Annotated in this window: 6 protein-coding genes; 4 read left to right on the top strand and 2 right to left on the bottom strand. The window is 72.0% G+C overall.

Annotated features, from left to right (window positions below; all coding sequences use genetic code 11):
* Positions 1-144: 144 nt before the first annotated feature.
* Entirely contained in the window at positions 145-1,410 is a 1,266-nt protein-coding gene (locus ACFRKB_RS11045; protein ID WP_383105149.1) for a S8 family peptidase, read from the bottom strand.
* 146 nt (positions 1,411-1,556) lie between these two features.
* The gene (locus tag ACFRKB_RS11040) at positions 1,557-2,165 is read right to left on the bottom strand and encodes a TetR family transcriptional regulator (protein ID WP_383105147.1); all 609 of its coding nucleotides are present in this window, start codon (positions 2,163-2,165) and stop codon (positions 1,557-1,559) included.
* A gap of 239 nt (positions 2,166-2,404) precedes the next feature.
* On the opposite strand from ACFRKB_RS11040, the gene ACFRKB_RS11035 reads away from it, so the two are divergent.
* The 4 genes from ACFRKB_RS11035 to ACFRKB_RS11020 all read left to right on the top strand — a co-directional run bounded on the left by ACFRKB_RS11035 (position 2,405) and on the right by ACFRKB_RS11020 (position 6,498).
* Positions 2,405-3,796 (top strand): glycosyltransferase family 4 protein, encoded by a 1,392-nt coding sequence (locus ACFRKB_RS11035; RefSeq protein ID WP_383105660.1) that lies wholly within the window; start codon positions 2,405-2,407, stop codon positions 3,794-3,796.
* Positions 3,790-4,533 carry a class I SAM-dependent methyltransferase gene (locus ACFRKB_RS11030; protein ID WP_383105146.1) on the top strand — a complete coding sequence of 248 codons (744 nt, stop codon included), beginning with the start codon at positions 3,790-3,792 and terminating at the stop codon, positions 4,531-4,533. The genes ACFRKB_RS11035 and ACFRKB_RS11030 overlap by 7 nt, the downstream gene beginning before the upstream one ends.
* A 2-nt stretch (positions 4,534-4,535) precedes the next feature.
* Positions 4,536-5,636, top strand: a complete 1,101-nt coding sequence (locus ACFRKB_RS11025) for a prenyltransferase (RefSeq protein ID WP_383105659.1) — start codon at positions 4,536-4,538, stop codon at positions 5,634-5,636.
* Between the two features lie 73 nt (positions 5,637-5,709).
* Entirely contained in the window at positions 5,710-6,498 is a 789-nt protein-coding gene (locus tag ACFRKB_RS11020; RefSeq protein ID WP_383105145.1) for a maleylpyruvate isomerase family mycothiol-dependent enzyme, read from the top strand.
* The last annotated feature ends 30 nt before the right edge of the window (positions 6,499-6,528 follow it).

Genomic DNA, 6,528 nt, shown 5'->3' with positions numbered 1-6,528 from the left:
CCCGGGCCGCCCCCCCCCCCCCCCTGTGCCCCCCCAACATTTCCCCCTTTCCCCCGGATGAACTGCCCGGGGGCGTTTCCCAACCCCCCTAACCCCCCACGGTCGCTTCCGGATCGCGTTCCGATCGCCTTCAGAGCACCGCTCTCAGAGAGCGTCGGTGTAGAGGAGACGGTTGGGGGAGCCGGCGCTGATGGGGAACACCACGTTCCTGGTGCTCTGCTCGGTGAGCCAGTTCGCCACCTCCTCCGGGGTGGCGGCCGGGTCCCACTCCTTGTAGAGGGCCGCGACCCCGGCGACATGGGGGCTGGCCATGGAGGTGCCGTTCAGTGCGACGGAGCCGCCGCCGAGCCGGGCGGAGACGATGGCGACGCCCGGGGCGTAGGTCTCCAGACAGGTGCCGCGGTTGCTGAACCGGGCCTCCTGGTCCTCGCGGTCGGTCGCGCCGACGGTGTAGACGCTCTCGGCGCCCGCGGGGGAGATGGTGCAGGCGTCCACCGCGTCATTACCGGCCGCGACGACGGGCAGCACGCCCCGGGCGGCGACGGCGTCGACCGCCGAGTTGGCCGCTCTGGACGAGGGGCCGCCCAGGGAGGCGTTGAGGACCGCGGGCTGTCTGGCGTTCTTGGCCACCCAGTCGAAGCCCGCGATGATCCCGGCCCAGCTGCCGCTGCCCTTGCAGTCGAGCGTGCGGACGGCGACGAGGGAGGCGGCGCGGGCCACGCCATAGGTCGCGCCGCCCGTGGTGCCCGCGACATGGGTGCCGTGGCCGTTGCAGTCCTGGCCCACGCGCCCGTCGCCGATGGCGTCGAAGCCGACGGTGGCGCGCCCGCCGAACTCGCTGTGGGCGGTCTCGATCCCGGTGTCGACGATGTACGCCGTGACGCCCTTGCCGGTGCCGTTCACCGCGAACCGGCCGTCGAGCGGCAGCCGGCGCTGGTCGATCCGGTCAAGTCCCCAGCTCTGCGCGGGCACTCGCGACCGCCCGGCACCGGCCTGCTCCGAACCGGACTGCCCTGCCCCTGCCTGTCCTGCCCCCGGCTGCCCGGCCCGCCACTGTCCCGGCCGGGTCGACGTCGGATTGACGGTGACCCTGCTGTTCTCCTCGATGGCCTGGATGCCAGGGAGCGCGCGCACCTGGGACAGCTGGGTCGCGGAGAAGACGGCGGTGAATCCGTGCAGGACCTTGTCGTAGGTGAACAGGGGGCTGAGACCGAACTGCCGCAGGACGGTGGCCGCCGAGAACCCGGGCTTGAGCGTGACGATGTACTGACCCGGGACGGCGTTGGAGGAACGCTCGACCGGGACGAGGTTCTCCCGGGGGCCGGCGGTGGCGTCGGTGCTGCTGGTGCCGCTGATCAGGGGGGCGAGCAGCAGAACGGCGGCGGTTGCCCAGCGCGCGCTGAGACGCATAGATGCTCCTTGGATGACGGGGATCGGTCGCGGTCGGAGTGGACCCGCGAGGGACGCACATCCGTCCTTCGTCCACGACACACGCGCCGCTTGAGCGATGCCCCCGCCGGATGGAGCAACAAGGCCCGGCCGGTGCCGTCACGCCATCAGGCCGTCAGGTCGATCAGCCGGCAGACCGTCTCGATGTCCGACTTCACCTGAGCGATGGTCGCCCGGCCCGAGAGCCAGGTGATCAGGGCCGCGTGCCAGGTGTGTTCGACGACGCGTACGGCGGAGAGCTGCTCGGGCGTCGGGCCCTGCGGACCGATGGACGGGCCGATCGCGTCGAGGATGATCGCGGTCGTCCGCCCGATGACCCCGTCCACCTCATCGCGTACCCCACGGTCCGCGAAGGTCAGCGCCCGTACCATCGCGTCGGCCAGATACGGATCCCGCTGGAGCGCCCGGAAGGCCCGCAGCAGGGTCTCGGCCACGCGCTCGCCCGGACTGTCGCTCGCGGGCGGGCGCTTGCGCAGCGTGGTGTGCAGATGCTCCAGCTGGTCCCGCATCGTCGCGACCAGCAGATGCACCTTCGAGGGGAAGTACCGGTAGAGCGTCCCGAGGGCGACCCCGGCCTCCTCGGCGACCTCACGCATCTGTACGGCGTCGAAACCGCCCCGGCACGCGAGCAGGGTGGTGGCGTCCAGGATCCGGCGGCGCCGGGCCTCCTGGCGGCGCGTCAGCGGGGGTGACGCCGGTGTGACTTCCGCTGCCATCTGTCCCACTCCACTGAACGCGTCTGAATCTCTGGCCGCCTCGGGACCGCACAGCATGGCAGACACCGGCCGTGGCACGAATCACCTGTTCCGGCGGATGCCGCGACGCTACCTGCCGGTAGATTCGAAGCCGTGGACGAACAACTCTGAAACTTGTTCTAGATTGTCGGCAGCGGTTACGCTCCGGCGAAAACGCGGAGAGCGCAGTGAGAAGGGGGCCGAGAGTGACCGCTGAGGCCATGGCGGCGGGCACGGGAACGGGGCCCCTCCGTATCGCCCTTCTCAGCTACAAGGGAAACCCGTTCTGCGGCGGCCAGGGCGTCTACGTCCGCCATCTGTCCCGTGAACTGGCCCGGCTCGGGCACCACGTCGAGGTCATCGGCGCCCAGCCCTACCCCGTACTCGACGAGGGCGTACCGCTCACCGAGCTGCCGAGCCTCGATCTCTACCGGCAGCCCGATCCGTTCCGTACGCCGAGGCGCGACGAGTTCCGCGACTGGATCGACGGCCTCGAAGTCGCCACGATGTGGACCGGCGGCTTCCCGGAGCCGCTGACGTTCTCGCTCCGGGCCCGGCGTCATCTCGCCTCCCGCGCCGGGCAGTTCGATGTCGTCCACGACAACCAGACGCTGGGGTACGGCCTCCTCGGCGACCTCGGCGCGCCTCTCGTCACCACCATCCACCACCCCATCACCGTCGACCGGCGGCTGGAGCTGGACGCGGCCGAGAACTGGAAGCGCCGGGCCTCCGTACGCCGCTGGTACGGCTTCACCCGCATGCAGAAGCGCGTCGCGCGGCGGCTGCCCTCGGTGCTCACCGTCTCCGGCTCCTCCAAGCAGGAGATCACCGACCATCTCGGGGTACGGTCCGACCGTATCGAGGTCGTCCACATCGGCGCGGACACCGAGCTGTTCTCGCCGGACCCGGCCGTGTCCGAGATCCCGGGCCGGATCGTCACCACCTCCAGCGCGGACGTCCCGCTCAAGGGCCTCATCCATCTCATCGAGGCCCTCGCCAAGCTCCGCACCGAACACCCCGACGCCCACCTGGTGGTGGTCGGCAGACGGGCCGAGGGCGGCCCGGTCGCGCAGGCCATCGAACGGTACGGACTTGAAGGCGCCGTCGAGTTCGTCAAGGGCGTCTCCGACGCCGAGCTGGTCGATCTGGTGCGCGGCGCGCGGGTCGCGTGCGTGCCGTCCCTGTACGAGGGCTTCTCCCTGCCCGCCGCCGAGGCGATGGCCACCGGAACCCCGCTCGTCGCCACCACCGGCGGCGCGATCCCCGAGGTCGCGGGGGTGGACGGGGAGACCTGTCTGGCCGTGCCGCCGGGCGACGCGGGCGCGCTCGCCCTCGCTCTCGGCCGGCTGCTCGACGACGCGGAACTGCGCGCCAGGCTGGGCGCGGCGGGCCGCGAACGGGTGCTGGAACGCTTCACCTGGGCCAGGGCCGCGCAGGGCACGGCCGAGCTGTACCGCGCGGCGATCGCCCGCTCCGCCGAGGCCGGCCCGTCCACAGCCGGCTCCACCGCGGCCGGCCTCTCGAACGCCCGCCCCTCGCGTTCCGGCCCCGCGAACGCCGGCCCCTCGAACGCCCGCCCCTCCGACCGCGAAAGCAGGACGACCCTGTGCTGACCGTGGACTTCACCCGCTTTCCGCTCGCCGCGGGTGACCGTGTGCTCGATCTGGGGTGCGGCGCGGGCCGGCACGCCTTCGAGTGCTACCGGCGCGGCGCCCGGGTCGTGGCCCTCGACCGGAACGGTGAGGAGATCCGCGAGGTCGCCAAGTGGTTCGCCGCGATGAAGGAGGCGGGGGAGGCCCCGGAGGGCGCCACCGCCACCGCGATGGAGGGCGACGCGCTCAACCTGCCGTTCCCCGACGCGTCGTTCGACGTCGTGATCATCTCCGAGGTCATGGAGCACATCCCCGACGACAAGGGCGTCCTGGCCGAAATGGTGCGCGTGCTGCGTCCCGGCGGCCGGATCGCGGTGACCGTGCCCCGGTACGGCCCGGAGAAGGTGTGCTGGGCGCTCTCGGACGCGTACCACGAGGTCGAGGGCGGTCATATCCGTATCTACAAGGCCGATGAACTGCTCGGCAGGATGCGGGAGGCCGGGCTCAAGCCGTACGGCACGCACCACGCGCACGCGCTGCACGCGCCGTACTGGTGGCTCAAGTGCGCGTTCGGCGTCGACAACGACAAGGCGCTGCCCGTCCGCGCTTACCACAAGCTGCTGGTCTGGGACATCATGAAGAAGCCCCTCGCGACCCGGCTCACCGAACAACTGCTCAACCCCGTCGTGGGGAAGAGTTTCGTGGCCTACGCGACGAAGCCGCACCTGCCGGCCGCGTCGGCGACGGCCGCCAAGTGACCTTGGCCGGCCGTGGCCCCGATGCCACGGAACATCTCGTCCTGCCCGGAGTCCTCACCGCCGAGCAGGCCGCCGAGACGGTGGCGGGCATCCTGGCGGCGCAGCGCCCGGACGGTGCGATTCCGTGGTTCCGCGGACACCATCTCGACCCCTGGGACCACACCGAGGCGGCCATGGCGCTGGACGCCGCGGACGAACCCGAGGCGGCGGCGCGGGCGTACGAGTGGCTGGCCAGGAACCAGAACGAGGACGGCTCCTGGTACGCGTCGTACGCCGACAACACGTCCGCCACGGCCGGGGGCGTGGCCATGCCGCCCGGCGACCGGGACCGCGAGACCAACTTCTGCGCGTATGTGGCCGTCGGCATCTGGCACCACTATCTGGCCACCGGCGACGACGCGTTCCTCGACCGGATGTGGCCCGTCGTCCACGCGGCGATCGAGTTCGTCCTCGCACTCCAGCAGCCCGGCGGCCAGATCGGCTGGAAGCGCGAGGCGGACGGCACGGCCGTCAACGACGCGCTGCTGACCGGGTGTTCGTCCGTGCACCAGGCGCTGCGCTGCGCGCTCGCGATCGCCGAGGAACGCGAAGAACCCCAGCCCGACTGGGAGTTGGCGACCGGCGCGCTGCGGCACGCGATACGCGACCACCCCGAGCGGTTCCTCGACAAGAGCGCCTACTCGATGGACTGGTACTACCCCGTGCTCGGCGGCGCGGTGACGGGAGCGCGGGCCACGGCGCGGATAGCGGCGGAGTGGGACCGCTTCGTCGTACCGGGCCTGGGCGTGCGCTGTGTGCTGCCCAACCCCTGGGTGACCGGCGGCGAGAGCTGTGAACTCGCCCTGGCGCTCTGGGTGATGGGGGAGTCCGACCGGGCGCTTGAGGTCCTCCAGTCCATCCAGCACCTGCGCGCCGAGGGCGGGATGTACTGGACGGGATACGTGTTCGAGGGCCATCGGGCCCACTGGCCGGAGGAACTCACCACCTGGACGGCGGGGTCGCTGCTGCTGGCGGTGGCCGCCCTGGGCGGGGACGAGGCGACCACCGCCGTGTTCAGCGGCGAACGGCTGCCGCTCGGCCTGGAGCCGGACTGCTGCCGCTGACCCGGGCCCGGCGCGAACCTGACCGGCGGTAACCCGCTGGCCGTCGGTGGCCCGGCTGCTTAGGGTGCGCCGTATGACGCTTCTGGGGCACGACCGGTACTGCGACGAGATCACCGCACAGACGGACCAGTTGAGGGCGGTGATCGCCGGCGCCGATCTCGCCGCGCCGGTGCCGAGCTGCCCGGAGTGGACGCTCGGACAGCTCGTGCGTCATGTGGGCGGAGCCCACCGCTGGGTCGAGGAGATCGTACGGACCCGGGCCGAGCGCGACATTCCCGAGGACCAGGTCCCCGACGCGGGGGGTCCCGCCGGTGACGACCCGGCCGCGCTGGACGCGTGGCTCGCGGACGGCGCGGCGAAGCTGGTCGACGCCCTGCGGGAGGCAGGGCCCGGCACCGGGGTGTGGACCTGGGGATGGGAGCGGACGACCGGTTTCTGGGCGCGCCGGATGACCCACGAGACGGTGATCCACCGGGCGGACGCCGCGCTGGCCGCCGGGGTCCCGTTCGAGGTCGCACCGGATGTCGCCGCGGACACGATCGACGAACTGCTCCAGTTCGTCGGCTTCGCCGCGGCCTCCGGGGATCCCGAGGCCGCCGAGCTGCGCGGCCCCGGACGCACCCTGCACTTCCATGCCACGGACGCTCCCGGGGACGTGGACGCCGAGTGGCTGATCGAGTTCGGGGAAGAGGGCTTCGGCTGGCGGCGCGGGCACGAGAAGGCGACGGTCGCGGTGCGCGGCCCGCTCGCCGACGTGCTGCGCGTCGTCTACCGGCGGCTGCCCGCGGACAGCGACCGGGTCGAGGTGCTGGGCGAAACGAAGCTGCTGGACTTCTGGCTGGAGCGCACCTCGTTCGGCTGACCGGGGTCCGGCTCACCGGTGGCGGTACGA

Origin of the sequence: Streptomyces scopuliridis, from assembly GCF_042790125.1 — a bacterium.
GTDB classification, from domain to species: Bacteria; Actinomycetota; Actinomycetes; order Streptomycetales; family Streptomycetaceae; genus Streptomyces; species Streptomyces scopuliridis_A.
The sequence above is the reverse complement of the archived record's forward strand: the minus strand, read 5'-3'. Positions and strand labels throughout refer to the sequence as shown.